We start from the raw sequence: 17,177 nt of genomic DNA on the forward strand, positions 1-17,177 counted from the left end.
AGGTTGCCCTTCTCAAATCTTAAAACTTGTGGCGTAACGCCCCTGCGCTACATGTATATATATTCCAAAGTCTAGCGGAATTGTCAGGTAAAGAGCAAGGTACTCCAAGACTTTAAAGCCACACAGTGCGACCGATTTGCATCACATTTTTCACGAGAGGCAAAACCGAGTTTGATTGACAACAGGCCTAAAAAAATGTGGAATGCTGGCCATACTGAAAGTTCATTCGAGTAAGTTTACGTTTTACGATGCATAAAGCCTGTTTTGAAGAGTGCTATGTACAGATTAAGTACATGAGCGATAAAAAACGGATTTAGGCGCGTAAATACGAAGAATAATAGAATAAGGAATTCGACATGCGCATGCCATCTGAAGATAAAATTTATGATCTTGGTTCTAATCTACTTCAAAACGCCTCAGAAGATAAAAAAGGCTTTTCTTTTGGAGGTTGGACACAGTCACTTCTCAATCGCATGATGGACAACGAACCTTTCCGTGTGGCAGCACTCCGCTTTACTGATGTTGCCCCAACTCTCCGTAACGACAAAGAATTTATGGAACACCTCAGTGCCTACTTTAGTGATGTAGGCGGCCTAAAAGGCTTTATTGGTGATGGCGTTCCAGCGAAAGGCCTACTTGGTAAAATTATTGCCCCAATTGGCCGTAAAAACATTAAAGGCATGGCAAAATCATTCATCGCAGGCGAGACCATTGATGATGGCCTTAAAACACTCGAAGACCTCCACAAGCGCAACCTAGCTGGTAGCATTGACATCCTTGGTGAAGCCGTGATTTCTAAGGCAGAAGCTGAAGAATTTACTAGGGCTTACCATGATGCGATTGACGCCTTTGCAAAACATACAAGCCAATGGGACGCGCCTGATTTTCCAGAGCATGACAGCCTTGGCCCAATTGCACGTGCAAACCTCTCCGTTAAGCTCAGCGCACTTTATGAACACGTGTCTCCACGCGCACATGCGCACAGTGTAGAGGTTCTAACTGAACGCTTTGGTAAACTTCTACGCCACGCTCAAGAAAAGAACGTTTACCTCCATATTGATGTAGAGCAGTTCAGCCTTCTACCAATTACATTTGAAGTCTTTGAAAATGTACTCATGGCAGAAGACCTACGTGACTACATGCATGTGGGTATTGTGTGCCAAGCATACCTGCGTGAAAGTGAAGACTTCCTTGATAAATTGATTGACCTTGCCAAGCGTCGTAAAACACCATTTAGCATTCGCCTTGTTAAAGGGGCTTATTGGGACTTTGAACAAGCCTACGCTGAACAAATGGACTGGCCATGCCCAGTGTTTGACCAGAAGGAAGAAACAGACGCAAACTTTGAGAAACTCACTGTTAAACTCATTAACGCCTTCCCTCACCTGCGCCCTTGCATTGGGAGCCACAACGCACGCTCACTCAGCGTTGCCATTGCTGCTGCTGAACAAAAAGGCCTGAAGAGCGAAGACTTAGAGTTCCAGTGTCTATACGGTATGGCTGAGCCTTTCCGTAACGCCATGCGTAACATGGGTTACCGCACACGTGTGTACTGCCCAGTGGGTGAATTTATTCCAGGGATGAGCTACCTTGTGCGCCGCCTGCTTGAGAACACAGCCAACCAGTCGTTCCTACGTATGCACGGCCATGATGCAACGCCTCTTAAAGAGCTTATGAAAAAGCCTGAGCTTGCAGCGACAACAACACTTACTGGTGAAGTTGACACCAACCGCTTTATTAACCACGCCCTTAAAGATTTCTCAAGAGAAGACCATCGTGTGCAAGCAGTAGCCGCTCTTGAAAAAGGCGCAAAGCAACACCCAATTAAGGTTCAACCTGTTATTGGCGGTAAGGCCCTTTCAGGTGGTGATGTGCTGCGTCACATCTGCCCGTGGCAATCTCACACAACAACAACGGATGTACACTGCGCCTCAACGAAAGATGTAGATGCAGCAGTTTCTCTCTCTAAAGGCGCTATGAAAGAATGGCGTGACCTTGGCGCGAAAGGCCGTGGTGAAATCCTACGCAAAGCTGCAGACATGTGCGCTGAGCGTTGGGACGAGCTTTTTGCCCTGCAAGTGTTTGAATCTGGTAAAGATTGGGCACATGCGGATGCCGATATTGCTGAAGGTATCGACTTTATGCGCTACTACGCAGATGAAATGGAAACACTGAACAGCAAGTTCCAACCAAACAGCGTTTGGGGTGAAGCCAACAACACAGTTTACGAACCACGTGGCATTACAGCGGTTATTGCCCCATGGAACTTCCCGTTTGCAATTAGCGCAGGAATGACAACAGCAGCCCTTGCCGCTGGTAACCCGGTTATTTACAAGAGTGCAGAGCAAACAAGTGCCAACGGTAAGGCACTCATTGAGATTCTCCATGCTGCTGGCGTACCAAAGAACGTACTGCACTTTATTCCTGGTAAAGGTGAAGAAGTCGGTGCGCACCTTGTAGAACATAAAGATGTAGCCAATGTTGCCTTTACAGGTTCACGTGATGTTGGCCTGCACATTCTCCGTGCTGCTGGCGATACGCCTGAAGGCCAAAACCACACGAAGAAATGCATCATTGAAATGGGTGGTAAAAACGCAGTCATTATTGATAGTGACGCAGACCTTGATGAAGCCGTACCGGGCGTTGTCGATAGTGCCTTTGGTTTCCAAGGCCAAAAATGTTCTGCATGTTCACGTGTCATTGTTGTGGGTAGTGCTTATGACACCTTTGTTCAGCGCACAAGAGACATGGTCAACAGCCTTCGTGTGGGCGAGTCAAACGATCCGATCTTTGATGTCAACGCTGTAATTGATGAAGAAGCGTTTGGCAAGTGCATGGACTACATTGCCATTGGCGATAAAGATGGTAAACGCCTTGCACAAGCAACAGTACCAAAAGGTGGTCACTTTGTACCACCAACAGTGTTTACAGACCTTCCGCTGGATAGCAGACTCACAACGGAAGAAGTCTTTGGCCCTGTGCTTGCCATCTACAAAGCAGAAACAATTGAAGAAGCTGTAGAAATGGCGATGGATAACCCATACAAGCTTACTGGTGGCCTATTTAGCCGTAACCCGAAAACAATTGAGTACGTACGTGACAACTTCCGCGTTGGTAACCTATACATCAACCGCGGCACAACAGGTGCTCTTGTGGGTCGCCAACCATTTGGTGGCGGTGGCCTTTCTGGGACAGGTACAAAAGCTGGTGGCCCAGACTACCTGCTGAACTTCCTTGAAGCACGCGTGGTGACAGAAAACACAATGCGCCGTGGTTACGCTCCGAAAGAGGACGTGTAATCACCGGCAAATGCAGTGGTTGTGGTTGCAGATATTTACTGGCCACGAACTCATATATGTCCTTTTTGTAAGAAAGTAAGAAAATGAAAACGGTTGGTATTTGCGCCCCTTCAAATTGGATTCAGCCAGAACGCTTAGAGCGTGGCACCCATATTCTAAAAAGCCTCGGGGTGGACGTTAAAATCCACCCGCAGGCCCATGAACGCCATTTCCAGTGCGCAGGTACACATGAGGTTCGCGCAGCAGCCCTTATGGATCTTTATAATGATCCTGATGTCGATATCATCATGGCTGCAGCAGGTGGGCACCGCGCCCTACACCTAATGGGTATGCTCGATTACAGTAAAGTTAATAAACCACTTATTGGCTTTAGCGATACCACAGCACTGCTCAACGCCACTTTCCACAAAGCGGATGTTACAAACATCTACGGCCCACCCGTTGCAAGCCTAGCAGATGGATGCAATGAGCAAGACTTAGAGACTCTCAAGACCTTCCTTCATACAGGCACGCTCGACATGCATCTGCCTGCAGAGCTCCTTAAAGAAGGTCAAACAACTGAAGCAAGCCACATCATTGGCGGTAATTTCTGCCTATTCAACAACCTGATGAACACAGACTATCAGCCTAAACTTGAAGGTGCTGTTCTTCTACTCGAAGATGACGGCGAAGCGATCCGGAACTTAGATCGCATGCTCCTGCACCTGAAAAACCAAAGTGTGTTTAATAAGGTGAACGCTGTTGTGTTTGGTGAGTTTACAGAGGTCACAGATGACGAACACACAGGCCGCCCGTTTGCCGCAGACCTCCGCAGTATTATCGTTGAACATATGCAGGACGTCCCTTGCGCAGTCTATACCAATGCGCCTTTTGGACATGGGACAAGATTGCAACCCCTCCCCATCGGACATGCACACACCCTCTTGCAGAAAAATGGCCTGTCTTTTTCTTTTTAACTTAAATTCATCATAGAGATATTTAACGTTTCAGGATTGGTGATGAAAAAAGGTGTTTTAAGGCTCGCCGTGTACATGCCCGTACATAAGAGGTGCAAAATATCTTTTTTCGCACCAATAAATGCTCTATGATGAATTTAATGAATAAAAAAGACACATCTTTAGTTAAGCATATCATTGCTGTTGTGCTGGTCACAATTGCCCTGATGACAAGGATCCCACTTATTTTCTCAGTAATTCTGGCAATGAACATCATTTGCTTCCTGAGTTTTGGCTACGATAAAAAAGCAGCTAAGAAAGGTTGGGGACGCGTACCTGAGCGCACATACCTCACACTCGGTTTCCTGAGTGCCTTCCCTGCTCTGCTTCTTGGTCGTAAAGTTTTCCGCCACAAGACAGTGAAGAAAGAGTTCATTATCCCAATGTGGGGACTGTTTATTTTGCAGGTAGGTTTAGTTGGATACTATTTATATTCTTTATAGCAGGTCAATATTGAGCCCTGCACACCAGCATCCTCCCTACCAATAATCGTTTTGTTTATACCTTGCAAAGGCACGGCTACATTGTAGCCTATCTTAGTTTGTGCCTTTACGCTCAAAAGCCCTGAAGCTTTTGGCTCAGTTTCACTTCGCACTCTAATAAACGAATACAGAGCTAACCCTCCCATAAAAAAATCCCCCCTGTGCAGCTTAGCCTGACTGCATAGGGGGGATCCGAACTCTCTCACAAAGAGGGTATCTTCATGAGGGCTCTCATCACTCAAGTTACGAAGTAGCTTTTACGACTGCTAGGAAAGGAGGCAAAGCTCACAGTCAGCTAGAACTTGAGTGGATTCGATTCGGCTCTGATGGTATTTTTCCGCTTTGGCGCGGTACCATCAGAGGGGTTAAGTTGGTCGGCGGGAAGGATCACCGCGAGCCCATTCGGCCAGCGCACATCCCTCCCACCTAAATTGACTTTAAACTGTGTGGGCGCTACACCACTCACCAAACAAAAGACCCTGCAGAGGCCTTTTGCTCTTTACTTGCCCTGTCGTGAGGATTCCCGCTCCTTCCGAATAAAATTCGAAAGTCGGGCACAACAACACAAGTGGCGCACACTACAAAAAACAACCCAAAGGGTTCCCGCCCTAAGAGGCGTTTTTTGGTAACAGTTTAAAGCCAGAGGCACAGAACCGACAGATTGCCGGTCTGGAATTGGGGCTACATGTGCAGCTCCCATTTGCGAAAACAGCAGAGTATGCGCTAAAACCCAAAAAACGGGCCGCACCTCGCCAAGGGAAACATATAGCTTCCCCCACAAGTGCCCCCAAGATACAGGGGCTTTCAAGTGATTTCCGCACAACATCGGCCATAACACAGGGCGCCATTCACGCCGGTTTGGTCATCGCCAATTCTAAACAGAGTTGAAATGAATGAAAAAGAATACGTGGTTATTTCGATAACCATAACTATGGAACACTTTAGAAGACATGTCAAGAGACTGTATGCAATTTTTATATTTTTTAAATTCCACATAGAAAAAATGCCCCCTTCCAAAGGAAGAGAGCATTCTTTATGTACCACCTGTTATTAAATCGGCATACGAATAATTTCTTGATACGCTTCCGTAGCTCTATCACGAACTGAAAGCATCGTTTGGAGTGTCAGATCAGCTTTGTTAACAGCATCAATGACATCCTGCACAGCTACGTTTTCACCATTTGCCAGTGCGCCTGTCATGGCTTCAGCTGTCTTTTGTGCCTGAACTGTTTCACCAACAGCATTCTTTACCATTTGGCCAAACGTTTTACCCGCTTGCTCAGTTCCAGTTGTTGGCTTTGCGCTAATCGCATTTGCGATTTGTCCAATTGTGTTTTCAATTTTCATGAGTGCTCCGCCCTTCTTATTATTATCTTAGAAGCTCTATTGATCTTACCATCATTTCTTTAGCAGATTCAATAGCCGTCAGGTTTGCTTCGTAAGAGCGCGTTGCAGTTCGCATGTCGGTCTGTTCCACAAATGTATCAACATTCGGGTAAAGAACAAACCCGTTCTCGTCTGCAAGTTCATGGCTTGGGTCGTAAATTGGCTTTAGTGGCGTTTGTGTATCTTTGTACTCACGCGCAATCTTTGGCTCAACCATACCTGTTTGGCGGTTAACTTCAGCTTTAAAGGTCATCATCTGACGACGGTAAGGGCCGCCCTCTGGTGTTTGCACACTTTCAGCGTTTGCAATGTTCTCTGAAAGCATTGTCATGCGTGCTGACTGGACACGTAGTCCTGCCAGTGAAGTTTGCATGCTATCCATTAAGTCCATTTTCTACGTCCTTCCCTTAACGTTGTCTATTCACGACTGCACGCTGGAAACCCATATGCTTTGTCAGCAGGTTTGTCATCATGCGGTGCTGTAGTTGAATTTCGTTGAGTTTGTACATCTCTTCATCAAGCTTGACTGAGTTACCATCGTAACGCATGTGCTCTTTGCTTTCTGTCATCGCAGTTTTAAAACGGTCACCACTTCCTGGAATGTGTTTACTGTTTGTATTCTGCATTTGCAAAGTCGCTTTATTCACGCTCGCTTTAAAGTCAAGATCACGTGCTAGGTAGTTTGGTGTTTCTGCGTTTGCCACGTTTTCAGAAACAACACCCTGCCTACGAATCAAGTACTCCATACGATTGTTCATCGAGTTCATTAAGCTTGGTTTCATGAGACAATGTCTCCTTTGTTTTTCTTCTCTCCGCCATTCACTATGCATAGGGTGTGCCAAAACGTATTTCCTAAGTAGAACGGCGCGCCTGTGCATGCGCGCGCGTAGACACATGGCAAAAAATTGGCACACCTAATGCATAGATATCCCCAAGAGAAGGAAACATAACCGATGAAAACATGGATGAAACCAATGATGACCAAAGATTTCGCCCTTGAAGCTGGCCTTGTTGGCGTGATGCTGACAGGTGTTATTTTTGCTCTTGGCTTTGCTATGAGCACAAGGGAAGGTGCAACCGGTTACAGCTACTTAGATAAAGCAAATATTGCATCTCTAAGTACAAAAGGAGGGGAAAACTCATGACTTTAAGTTTTATTAATTTCCGTATTGATATCTTCAAACTGCTATTTGGTATCGCCATTTCAGCAGCTGCGGCAGGTATGGTGAATGAAGTTTACGGCCAAAGCGAACCGAACGTTCGCCTGAAAGATATCGCTGATATCGAAGGTGTACGTAGTAACATGCTAATTGGTTACGGTCTTGTTGTCGGTCTAAACGGCACGGGTGATAGTGCTAACTCTATTCCATTCACACGCCAAAGCTTGGTGAGCATGTTGAACCGTTTAGGCGTCAACAGTTCTCAGGTTGAAAGCCAATTGAAGACAAAAAACGTTGCTGCCGTGATGATCACTACAGAACTGCCAGCCTTTGCTCGACAAGGGAGCAGGCTCAACATTACCGTATCATCTCTTGGTGATTCAGGATCACTGGAAGGTGGCCAACTGATTGCAACGCCAATGGTTGCGGCAGACGGTGAAACATACGCAGTGGCGCAGGGCCCTGTGATTATTGGTGGCTTTACCGCTGAAGGCGCTGCTGGAAGCATTACAAAAAACCACCCAACAACAGGATTTATTAGTGAAGGCGCAATCGTTGAACGCGAAACAGGCCATGAGCTTGCAGACCTTCAACGTCTCCGTTTTGTCCTTAAAAACCCAGATTTCACAACAGCTGTCCGTGTCACTGCTGCCCTTAACAAAGCGTTTGGTGAGCCCCTCGCCCGCACAATTGATAACGGCACAGTAGATCTCAGTGTTCCAGAAAGCCTGCGTAGCGAAATGGCGAGCATTATTCAAAAAACAGAAAATGTGCGCGTACAACCAGATAGCATTGCCCGCGTTGTCATTGACGAGAAGACAGGCACAATTGTGATGGGTAAAGATGTGAAAATTTCACCTGTAGCCATCTCTCACTCAAACGTAACCGTTAAAATTGATGAAGGCGGCACAATGTCTCAAGCGGATGCCTTTGCCTTTGGTGGTATCTCTCAGTTTGTACCAGAAACAGACATTGCTGTGGATGAAGACGGCGGTAAGTTCTCTGTTCTCAATAGCGGTGGAAGCCTGTCAGAGCTGGTGAACGGCCTCAACACACTTGGCGTTAAGCCACGAGACATCATTTCTATCCTGCAAGCCATTAAGGCAAGCGGTGCCCTTCAAGCAGATATTCAGCTGCTGTAGGAGGTCTCTCATGGATATTAGTATGTACCAAACTCAAGCTCAGAAGGCGACAAGCTACAAGCCAACAACTGAGCAACGTGCCCGCGAAACAGCAAAAGACTTTGAAGCTGTATTCGTAAACCAAATGCTGAACCTGATGCAGCCTGACCTGAAGAATGATGAGTTCCACGGTGGCCACGCAGAAGAACAGTTCCGCACGTTCCTAAATGACGAAATTTCACAAGAAATTGCAGAGAGTGGTGGGGTAGGTGTTGCTGACCACATTTATGCAGAACTTATTAAACTTCAGGAGGCCTCTAAATGATTGATTTGAATATTGGAGTAGAAGCAAGTAACATAGTAGGCGATGCAATCCTTGCATGTGAAACGCTTGAACGTTTCTTAAAAGAGGAAAATGACGCCCTGAAAACTGGACAACTGACAGTTATTGAAGAGAATTTGAAAAATAAACAGCGCCTTGCCGCTAAGGTTGAGCGTTTGCTTAAACTCCTCAAGTCTCAGCCTCAAGACGTCAAAAACAGTCCAACACTTAAGCCTCAAATTGAGCATCTTAAATCTGCATTTGAAGGCTACCAAAGTGAAGCGCGCCACAACACAATTCTTCTACAAGGCGCACATCAGTCTACAACAAACGTTCTCAACGTACTGCGTGACGCCGTTCAACAGCACCAACAAAAGAACGAAGCGAAGATGTATTCTAAAGATGGTAGCGTACAAAGCACTGGTACAAGAAATCGCATGGTTGTGAAAGAAGTTTAACCCTTCCCCTCACCAGTACATTATGCTATTAAAACACCTGAATTCCTGCTAAAATGCAGATGTTAAACAACAAGAAAAACGGACACATTCCAGGTGCCAAGAAAAGAGATAAAAAGCGCCGAAGAAGGCACAATTGTAATGATGCTGGGGTTATACCTCATCGTTCTTGCGTTTTTTATCCTCCTCAATGCCATTTCTGAAAGCAGTGAAGAACGCGCTGAAAAGGTAAAAGAAAGTCTTTCGAGCGGCTTTGGTTTCCAAATGGATGGCCTCATGAAAATGCGTGACCAAGTCCCGACATTGAGTAATCCAATGGTTGATTTCGTCACACGTGAAGTGGAATCACTCATTGAATCCTACCTTGCAGTTCAGCATTTCAAAATTGTTCAAATTGGTGAAACAATGCGCTTGCAAATTGATATGGACCAAGTTTTTGATCCAGGTGAAATGCGTATTAAGCCAAGTCAAGTCCGCCTATTTAGTGACCTCGCTTTTCTGATGAAAAAAGACCGTCCAGGTACAGAAATCGTAACCGATATTCTTGTTGAAGGCTCAAAGAAGGACCTTGGTGGCGAGCGTGGTGACGTAACAGCCTTCCTTGGTAAACGTGCAAGCCTCATTGTTCGTGCGGTTCTTGAAAAAGGCGGCCGTAAAAAATACCTCAGCGCACAGGCTGTACAAAATAAAAAACAAAGTGTTATCAATTTGTTCTTCCACATCCATGTATTGGATATGAAACAAGCTGAACGTGCGCTAGGATTATAGGGAGGTGGATCATGGCTGAAGAAAACCAAACCCCTGAAAATGATAATGAAGTTCATGTTATTGAATGCCCTGCATGGCTCCTAACCTTTGCAGACCTTGTAAGTCTCCTCATTACATTCTTTGTACTCTTGTACTCTATGAAAGTCGTAGATACCCAAAAGTGGGAAGAAATTAAAGGTTCGTTTGCTGGTGTATTCTCAATCCGTGAGCCTGTCGTCACAAGTCCACCTGACCAGCAAACAGCCATTGAAAAAATTGACCCGCTTTCAGCAGATAATTTGGATTATATTGAAGGTATTTTAAAGCAATCCTTCTCTCAAGATGTGCTGCTTAAAGATACAACGATGACACGTGACCGCGAGCAAGATCGCCTTATTATTAACGTGCCTTCATCACTGATCTTTAATTCAAATGAAGATTCTCTGCGCCCAGAAGGTCGCCGTGCGGTTCAAAACCTTGGTGACGCGCTACGCCACCTTGATAACCGCATTGCTGTGGCAGGGCATACCGACCCATTCCCGATTAAGAGCGATAAATTCCCATCTAACTGGGAGCTCGGTATGGCACGTGCCGCACAGATTGCAGATGTAATTATTTCTCGCGGTGTCACAGCGCCTATCCGCATTGTCTCTTACGCAGATAGCCGCTTTGGTGAAATTGACCGAGGCTTACCAATCTCAAAACGCTATGCCATTTCAAGGCGTGTTGAAGTAATTGTTTACGGTGAAAAAGATTCGGAGCTGCCATTCTGATGATCTTCCGCCTCACCCTTCTTTTAAGTCTGATTTGGATTGCTCCGGTTTACGGAGCAAACCTGTCTTTGGTGGTGACACCTGAAGGATATGTTTTTGACATTGAAACAGACGCAAATGACAAGATTGCATTGTTTGAGCGCTACAACGATGTTTGGCTTGTAAGCGCCACATCTGAGACTGTGACAACCAATATTCCAGATATTCTTCTGCCAGAACTTGGCATTGAGCAAATCACCCCTCTTCTTGTTGAAGGCGGCTCAGGTGTACATATTGCATTCACTGCCTCACCTGAAAACTCACTCTGGTCATGGAACGGTGTTCTCATTGAACAGCAAGAATCATCACCGCTTAACCTGTCTGGCCACGTTGCATTAGATGATACGCTAATCCTACCTAAATCACTGACGGACCGCCTACTCCTTGCAGAGCATGCCCTCACAGGTGATAGCTACCCTGTTGTTGTGTTTAACAGTGTGACACCAACACTTTCGCCAAGAAACTTTGGGAAAATTACAGCTGTGCCAACCCGCACAGGTATGGCGTTTATGTCTGATGTTGGTGGCATCCTGACACTCCCTCAAGAAACAGATGAACTTAAAATTGTTCTCGATATGCCAGAAGAGGCAACCACACTTGCTGCTGTTGCCACACCTTCTGCAAGCGGCACGGAAACCTCAAGCCTATTTGAAGCATTGAATGAAGCTGTCACAGAAGAAGCTTCTGCAACCACAACGTCCTTCATTGCAAAAACCAGACCTGCTGAATTTGAAGATGCGATCTCAGGTGTGGCTGCAGCCATCAGTAAAGCTGAAAGTGTTTCTCTTCCTGAAACACAAACCCTCACAGATCTTCTGATTCGCATGGGTGTAACCAACGATAAAGTTCTTGAAGATGAGCCTGAAGAGCAAGTGGCTGAAGATACAGCTCTACCAACACCAGTGCCAACATCAGACCCATTCTTTGATGAGCAATTCCAATTGCCAGAAGGTAGTGGCATGTTTCCACGTATTGAAGTTGAAGATATTCTGGCTTATAACGATGCCAAAGCAGAACTTGTTGAAGAATTTCTTAATGCCACATCAGATTTTGAGCGAGATCAAAACCGCCTAGAAATGGCGCGTCTCAACATTAACTATGACCGCCTTGTTGAAGCGATGGACATTATGCAATCTACGCCTAAGTTTGAAGAAAATGGATATCCAAAGAGCACAACAACACGCATTATGCTGGGTGCCCTCCTTGCTATTGCTGACCGCTTAGAAGCAGCAAATGAGCTTCTCTCTATTGAAGGCGACCCAGAAGATGAGCGCAAGCTTTGGCTTGGTTATACCAAAGAAAAGCAACGTGACTACTCACAAGCTGTAGAACTCATGCGTGATACCATTGACCTCTCTCTTGGCTATCCGTTTAGCTTGCAAAAAGAGCTGCGTCTTTCTTTTGCAAGAGCCCTTCTCAAAGAAGAGCAAGTCTCTATTATGCAAGAACAGATTGACACACTCATCTCTGTCCTTGGCGAAGAAAAACTTCCAGCAGAAGCTGACCTTCTTGTGGCCCGTGCAGCCTTACTTAAAGGGGATAGCCAACAGGCTGAATCTCTGCTTGCTGAAGTGGCCAATAGTGAAGATAAAAAGTTTGCGATTGATGCACAGTACGAATACTTGATGCTTCTATACAGCCGCGGTGATATTGCACGCGAGCAAACCATTGATGCCCTCAAAGAAATTCGCTTTATGTGGCGCGGTGGTGATGTAGAAGAGCAAGTCCTTTACAAACTTGGTCGCATGCTTGTGGCCGCAGAGCGCTACCGCGAAGGTTTAGACCAGTTGAAGTTCTTTAACATCTTCTTCCCTGAAAGCCCATTCCGTAGTGAAATCACAGCACTTATGACAGAAACATTCATGAAGCTTCTAGAGCAAGATATGCCTGGCGGTAACCTTGATACTGTCGCTGTCCTTGGTTTGTATTATGACTTCCGTGAGCTAACCCCTCCGGGAGAACAGGGTGATGCCCTGATTACAGACGTCGCGATGAAACTTAAAAAGATTGGCCTATATGACCGCGCGATTGATCTACTTGAGAACCAATACGAATACCGTGCAGAAGGCGACAAAGAACGACAAGCCAAACTGGCTTACACCATTGCAGAAAGTTACTACGGTGAAGAAGACTACGCCCCTGCCCTCAGCATTTTAGAAGAGACGGCCTCATTCCCAATGGATGACGATCTGAAGTATCAACGCACACTCCTTAAAGCTGAAATTGCCTTTGCTGAGATGCGCTACGCTGACGCAATTAAAATTCTAGAAGATGTGAAAAGCCGTCCAGAAGCCCGTACAATTCTTGCAGATGTTGCATGGCAAAGTGATGACTTTGATAAGTTTATGAGCTTTGTTGAGCCACAGTTTGTTGAGAGTTCACCGTTTGATACATGGACACCAGAAGACCGTGTTAACTTTAAGCGCCTTGCGTTTATCTATAACAACAAAGGCCAAATCAGAAACCTAGAAGGCTTGCGCAATAAGTTTATTAACAAACTTGTGAACCCATATGACCAACGTTACTTTGAGATTCTACTTAAAGATAAAGCCTCTGTGATTAAGCCCATGGAAAAAACAGAAGAAGATGCCAGCATTCTTGATACTGTGATTTCTCAAATGGAAAGCTACAATGAGTTTGCGCGTGAATACAACCTGATTAAACGCTCACGCGATAGTGAGAAACGCCAGCGCTACTTGTTCAACCAGTCACGTGGTCAACTCACAGCGCCTCCAAAACTTTAACGCCTCCCTTGTAAGATACATTTAATGCCCCCATATATAAGGTATGGGACAATAAAATATGTTAAGGGAGGGACACATGAGCCAAACACATGAGCTTATGTTTTATAAAGATTTAGACGCAGAAATTACAGGTCGCGTAGACACAATTAACTCAGGGTACTCTTCACGCCTTCGCGTTGACCCAGATTGCGCGAAAACAGCTATTCTTTCTTCTGCTGAAACAGCAGCGAAGCTTCTTAAAAAGCATCCTGAGCTTCAAGAGAACTTTTCATTTAAAAATGAAGGTTTTGTGAACCATGTTGCGGATCAAGTTATTCCCAAAGATGCAAATGATGCTGAAAGGCACTTGATGACAGAGCAAGTTGGAAAAATTTGCAGAGATGTTGATGCACTTATTGATGAGCATGCAAGTCGCTCAGCCCTTGAATCTGGTTGCTCTATAGAGAAACTCAACTCTGTCACCAATGCGAGAAGTATTGCACATGCCGCACAGGGTTCAGAAAAAGCACAACGCCAACTCGGTGAAGACACAAGAACAACTAGCGCAGAGGTTCTAGAGCTGGCATAATTTTCAAAACAGTTAATAAAAAGAATAAACCTATGCCGACTGAAACACTTGTTGAGATTATCGCCTTTTTTGCAGGAATGTGCACAACAACCTCTTTCCTTCCACAAGCCCTAAAAACATGGAAAGACCGTGATACACGCGCCATCTCTCTTGGCATGTACATTATTTTCTGTAGCGGTATTGCTCTATGGTTTACCGTTGGCTTCCTTCTAAAAAGCCCATCTATGATGTTTTGGAATGGCGTTAGTTTTAGCCTTGCCATGTCTATTCTTTGCATGAAAATTTTTTACTCACGTCGTGAAATTCGTGAGAAAGGTACATGGGGCGGCACCAAGCAAATTCCTTAAACGTTCTTGTTATTTTAATGAGTAAAAACCCCTCTCTTACGAGAGGGGTTTTTGTGTGGAAGGCTGCTTGGGGGCAGTCACTTCCTAGAGCCGGCTGGACGAGATGGGGGAGAGAAGGGGAAGCTCCAGCCGAAACATTTACAAACTTGTTTTTAAGAAGCGCCCCCTTCCCTTCAAGGAAGCGCTTATCTTATGTGTTATCGAATCTGTAGAAGTTCGTTCAACATCTGGTCAACCGTTGAAATCACCGTTGATGCTGCCTGGAACGATCTCTGAGATGTAATCATGTTCGAGAATTCCTGTGCAATATCTACCGTTGATTGCTCAAGGGCACCACTTACGATCGTTGCTGTACCGCCAACACCCGCTTCTTTGTAAAGTGGACGACCAGAGGCATCTGTTTCACGTAGGAGGTTGTTTGATACTGGCTCAAGCGATGCAGGGTCTTGGAAAACTGCTACAACAACTTTCCAAAGTTTCTTCGCTTCACCGTTTGTGAATGAACCAATAATGAAGCCTTCTTCATCAACCGTTACACTTGCAAGCGTACCTGAACCGAAACCGTCCTGGTTGGCGAAAAGTGTGTTAAACGGAGAGGCGAACTGAATCACACCGTTTGTTCCTCGACCAATATCAAGTGGACCTTGTAGAGGGGCTGTAATATCAGCTGTACCTAAGGCACCGACTGGCGTTGCTGTGAAGTCAAAGTTTGCAGAAAGGGTCATGTTTACACCGTTTGCAAACTCAAGCAGACGTTCATCAGCTGTGTTTGTTGTGCCAACGATAAATGTACTACCATCTGGCTCAGTGACTTCAATCTCAAAGAGACCTGTACCTGCGTTCAAACCAAGGTTTGCGAAAGAATATGTACCTGCAATTGTTGCTGGAGCACTTGGGTGATCTTCATCTACCGAGATACCAAGTACACCGTCACCAAACTGTAGACCAGCACCAATCGTGTCAAAGTATGCACCACCCGTGTAGTCACCAAAGTTAACTGTAATTTCTTCAGTACCAACACCATCGTCCCAATCCACTGTAAACGTTTCACCGCCTACAATCTTAAGGGCACCGTCGGCGTCAAATTCAAGTGTACCAACACCAATCGCTGCGTTAGAGCCTGGTGCAACATTGTTACCGTAAAAGTCTGCAACAACATCGCTACCGTCAGCGTAAGCCACCCAGTCCCATTCGTTTGCAGAGCGCTTTGAGAATGCGAACGTCACATCACGTGCAGCACCTTGGCTATCAAAGAATCGTACATCCGTGACAAAAGGAACCGTTGTTGGGTCAGCAAGAATGTTTGCAATGTTTGCTTGGTGTGTAATTGTTGTATCGTAAGCGTATGTATCCGCTTCTGCGTTCAAGTTTACACCAAGAATAAGTTCACCTGTTGCACGCGCTGATGAGGCTACCGATTGAAGCTCTACTGCTGTTGGGTTTTGAACATCTTGAACTGTACCATCTGTATCTGTACGCCACCCTAGGAGGTACTGACCTGTAGGAGACGTAAGGAAACCACGGTTATCTTCAGCAAAGGCACCCGCACGAGAGTAGAAGAAACTTGTTTCATTGTTCACTTCAGTATCTGAAATCACTGTAAAGAAACCGTTACCTGATAGGGCAATATCTGTTGAAGACTGCGTTGAAAGAAGTGAACCCTGCGTTGCTTGGAAACGTTGGAAATCTGTACCAACACCACCGGCGTTTACAAGAGTACCACTTACCCCGGCACTTGTTACCTGCTGACGAAACAAGGTTCTACTGTTTTTGTAACCAATTGTGTTCACGTTTGCGAGGTTATCTGAAATAATCGAGATAGATTCACTTTGTGAAAGCATTGCTGATACACCTGAGGTCAACGATCCGTATAAACTCATGGGGTTTCTCCTTGTTTTTCGCCTACTTGGCGGGGGTTAATTTCTTACTTTTTTAATATTCAAAAGTCGTGCCAATTTGGTCTGACTTTTTGTCTTTATTTAGCTCGTTTGATCGTCCGAGCCACTCTCATCGCCATTACCCTCTGGCGGAACCACATACACTGGGTTTTGTACCGAAATCACATCCGACATATCTGCCGTACGTCCATCCGTAAACCTCAGCGCCACGTTACCACCAAACGTATCCACTGTTTGTACCGTACCGTATGTAAATGTTGATGCTCGAATATCGTCACCATCTTCTTCAACAGCACTTACGCGAATTCTGTAATCTCCTGGAGGAAGTCTTGTTTCTTCATTTCCGTAACCATCCCATGTCACCTCGTGGTAACCCGCTTGGTCGTCTGCATCAATTGTTTTCACAAGTACACCGTCTGAGTTAAAGACCTCAATAACCGTGTTTGCAGAGTTTGTTGGGAGGTAGTACTGGAAATCAATCGGCGCACCATCTTGAAGGCGCATTGTATTACCTTCAGTCATCACTTGGCGACCAATGTAACTGACTGCCAGAGTTTGCTGTCCGTACTCACGGTCAGCAATAAGCGCTTCTAGATTCTCATTGGTTTGAATCGTTTGTTCAAGTTGTGAGAACTGTGCCAGCTGCGCTGTAAATTCTGTGTTTTCTACAGGGTTAAGCGGGTCTTGGTTTTCAAGTTGAGCAACAAGCAGTGACAAGAAATCTTCAAAGTTCAGGTCTGCAGCAGCACGCGCTGTCCCGTTGTTTTCCGTGCCATTCTTAATATTGGTCTGGTTAACCAAGTAAGAATTATCTACGTTATAACTAATTGTCATGTGTTTC

17 protein-coding genes are annotated in these 17,177 nt (G+C 45.4%); 12 read left to right on the plus strand and 5 right to left on the minus strand.

The features are described from left to right. The first annotated feature begins 356 nt into the window (after nucleotides 1–356). The 3 genes from VX730_03575 (at nucleotide 357) to VX730_03585 (ending at nucleotide 4,737) form a co-directional block, all read left to right on the plus strand. Nucleotides 357–3,299 carry a proline dehydrogenase family protein gene (locus VX730_03575; protein MEC9291460.1) on the plus strand — a complete coding sequence of 981 codons (2,943 nt, stop codon included), beginning with the start codon at nucleotides 357–359 and terminating at the stop codon, nucleotides 3,297–3,299. Between the two features lie 83 nt (nucleotides 3,300–3,382). Further along, a complete protein-coding gene (locus VX730_03580) occupies nucleotides 3,383–4,255 on the plus strand; it encodes an LD-carboxypeptidase (protein ID MEC9291461.1) in 873 nt (290 codons plus the stop codon). A gap of 140 nt (nucleotides 4,256–4,395) precedes the next feature. After that, nucleotides 4,396–4,737, plus strand: a complete 342-nt coding sequence (locus tag VX730_03585) for a DUF1294 domain-containing protein (protein ID MEC9291462.1) — start codon at nucleotides 4,396–4,398, stop codon at nucleotides 4,735–4,737. 1,089 nt (nucleotides 4,738–5,826) lie between these two features. Here VX730_03585 and fliE read toward each other — a convergent pair. Genes fliE through flgB form a run of 3 tightly spaced genes read right to left on the minus strand, consistent with a single transcriptional unit; the run spans nucleotide 5,827 to nucleotide 6,944 of the window. Continuing rightward, a complete protein-coding gene (gene fliE / locus VX730_03590) occupies nucleotides 5,827–6,123 on the minus strand; it encodes a flagellar hook-basal body complex protein FliE (protein MEC9291463.1) in 297 nt (98 codons plus the stop codon). Between the two features lie 22 nt (nucleotides 6,124–6,145). Then, on the minus strand, nucleotides 6,146–6,553 hold the full coding sequence (gene flgC, locus VX730_03595) for a flagellar basal body rod protein FlgC (protein MEC9291464.1): 408 nt from the start codon (nucleotides 6,551–6,553) through the stop codon (nucleotides 6,146–6,148). 16 nt (nucleotides 6,554–6,569) lie between these two features. Then, nucleotides 6,570–6,944, minus strand: a complete 375-nt coding sequence (flgB, locus tag VX730_03600; GenBank protein ID MEC9291465.1) for a flagellar basal body rod protein FlgB — start codon at nucleotides 6,942–6,944, stop codon at nucleotides 6,570–6,572. Between the two features lie 171 nt (nucleotides 6,945–7,115). Here flgB and VX730_03605 point away from each other — a divergent pair, with 171 nt between their 5' ends. The 9 genes from VX730_03605 to VX730_03645 all read left to right on the plus strand — a co-directional run bounded on the left by VX730_03605 (nucleotide 7,116) and on the right by VX730_03645 (nucleotide 14,438). Further along, the gene (locus tag VX730_03605; protein ID MEC9291466.1) at nucleotides 7,116–7,307 is read left to right on the plus strand and encodes a hypothetical protein; all 192 of its coding nucleotides are present in this window, start codon (nucleotides 7,116–7,118) and stop codon (nucleotides 7,305–7,307) included. Continuing rightward, nucleotides 7,304–8,464, plus strand: a complete 1,161-nt coding sequence (locus VX730_03610; GenBank protein ID MEC9291467.1) for a flagellar basal body P-ring protein FlgI — start codon at nucleotides 7,304–7,306, stop codon at nucleotides 8,462–8,464. The genes VX730_03605 and VX730_03610 overlap by 4 nt, the downstream gene beginning before the upstream one ends. Nucleotides 8,465–8,474: 10 nt before the next feature. Next, complete coding sequence (locus tag VX730_03615; protein MEC9291468.1) at nucleotides 8,475–8,768, plus strand: rod-binding protein; 294 nt, start codon at nucleotides 8,475–8,477, stop codon at nucleotides 8,766–8,768. Further along, entirely contained in the window at nucleotides 8,765–9,223 is a 459-nt protein-coding gene (flgN, locus tag VX730_03620) for a flagellar export chaperone FlgN (GenBank protein ID MEC9291469.1), read from the plus strand. The genes VX730_03615 and flgN overlap by 4 nt, the downstream gene beginning before the upstream one ends. Nucleotides 9,224–9,361: 138 nt before the next feature. After that, nucleotides 9,362–9,988: a flagellar motor protein MotB gene (locus tag VX730_03625; protein ID MEC9291470.1), complete on the plus strand. Its 627-nt coding sequence runs from the start codon at nucleotides 9,362–9,364 to the stop codon at nucleotides 9,986–9,988. A gap of 11 nt (nucleotides 9,989–9,999) precedes the next feature. Next, on the plus strand, nucleotides 10,000–10,740 hold the full coding sequence (locus tag VX730_03630; protein ID MEC9291471.1) for a flagellar motor protein MotB: 741 nt from the start codon (nucleotides 10,000–10,002) through the stop codon (nucleotides 10,738–10,740). Next, entirely contained in the window at nucleotides 10,740–13,523 is a 2,784-nt protein-coding gene (locus VX730_03635; protein ID MEC9291472.1) for a hypothetical protein, read from the plus strand. The genes VX730_03630 and VX730_03635 overlap by 1 nt, the downstream gene beginning before the upstream one ends. Nucleotides 13,524–13,599: 76 nt before the next feature. Then, nucleotides 13,600–14,091 (plus strand): hypothetical protein, encoded by a 492-nt coding sequence (locus VX730_03640; GenBank protein ID MEC9291473.1) that lies wholly within the window; start codon nucleotides 13,600–13,602, stop codon nucleotides 14,089–14,091. Nucleotides 14,092–14,123: 32 nt separating this feature from the next. Next, complete coding sequence (locus VX730_03645; GenBank protein ID MEC9291474.1) at nucleotides 14,124–14,438, plus strand: SemiSWEET transporter; 315 nt, start codon at nucleotides 14,124–14,126, stop codon at nucleotides 14,436–14,438. A 197-nt stretch (nucleotides 14,439–14,635) separates the two neighbouring features. Here the strand turns inward: VX730_03645 and VX730_03650 are convergent, their stop codons facing one another. Then, on the minus strand, nucleotides 14,636–16,318 hold the full coding sequence (locus VX730_03650) for a flagellar hook-basal body complex protein (protein MEC9291475.1): 1,683 nt from the start codon (nucleotides 16,316–16,318) through the stop codon (nucleotides 14,636–14,638). Nucleotides 16,319–16,417: 99 nt separating this feature from the next. Next, nucleotides 16,418–17,170: a flagellar hook capping FlgD N-terminal domain-containing protein gene (locus tag VX730_03655; GenBank protein MEC9291476.1), complete on the minus strand. Its 753-nt coding sequence runs from the start codon at nucleotides 17,168–17,170 to the stop codon at nucleotides 16,418–16,420. Nucleotides 17,171–17,177 lie beyond the last annotated feature (7 nt).

Source organism: Pseudomonadota bacterium (genome assembly GCA_036141575.1).
Lineage (GTDB): Bacteria > Pseudomonadota > Alphaproteobacteria > UBA2136 > JAPKEQ01 > JAPKEQ01.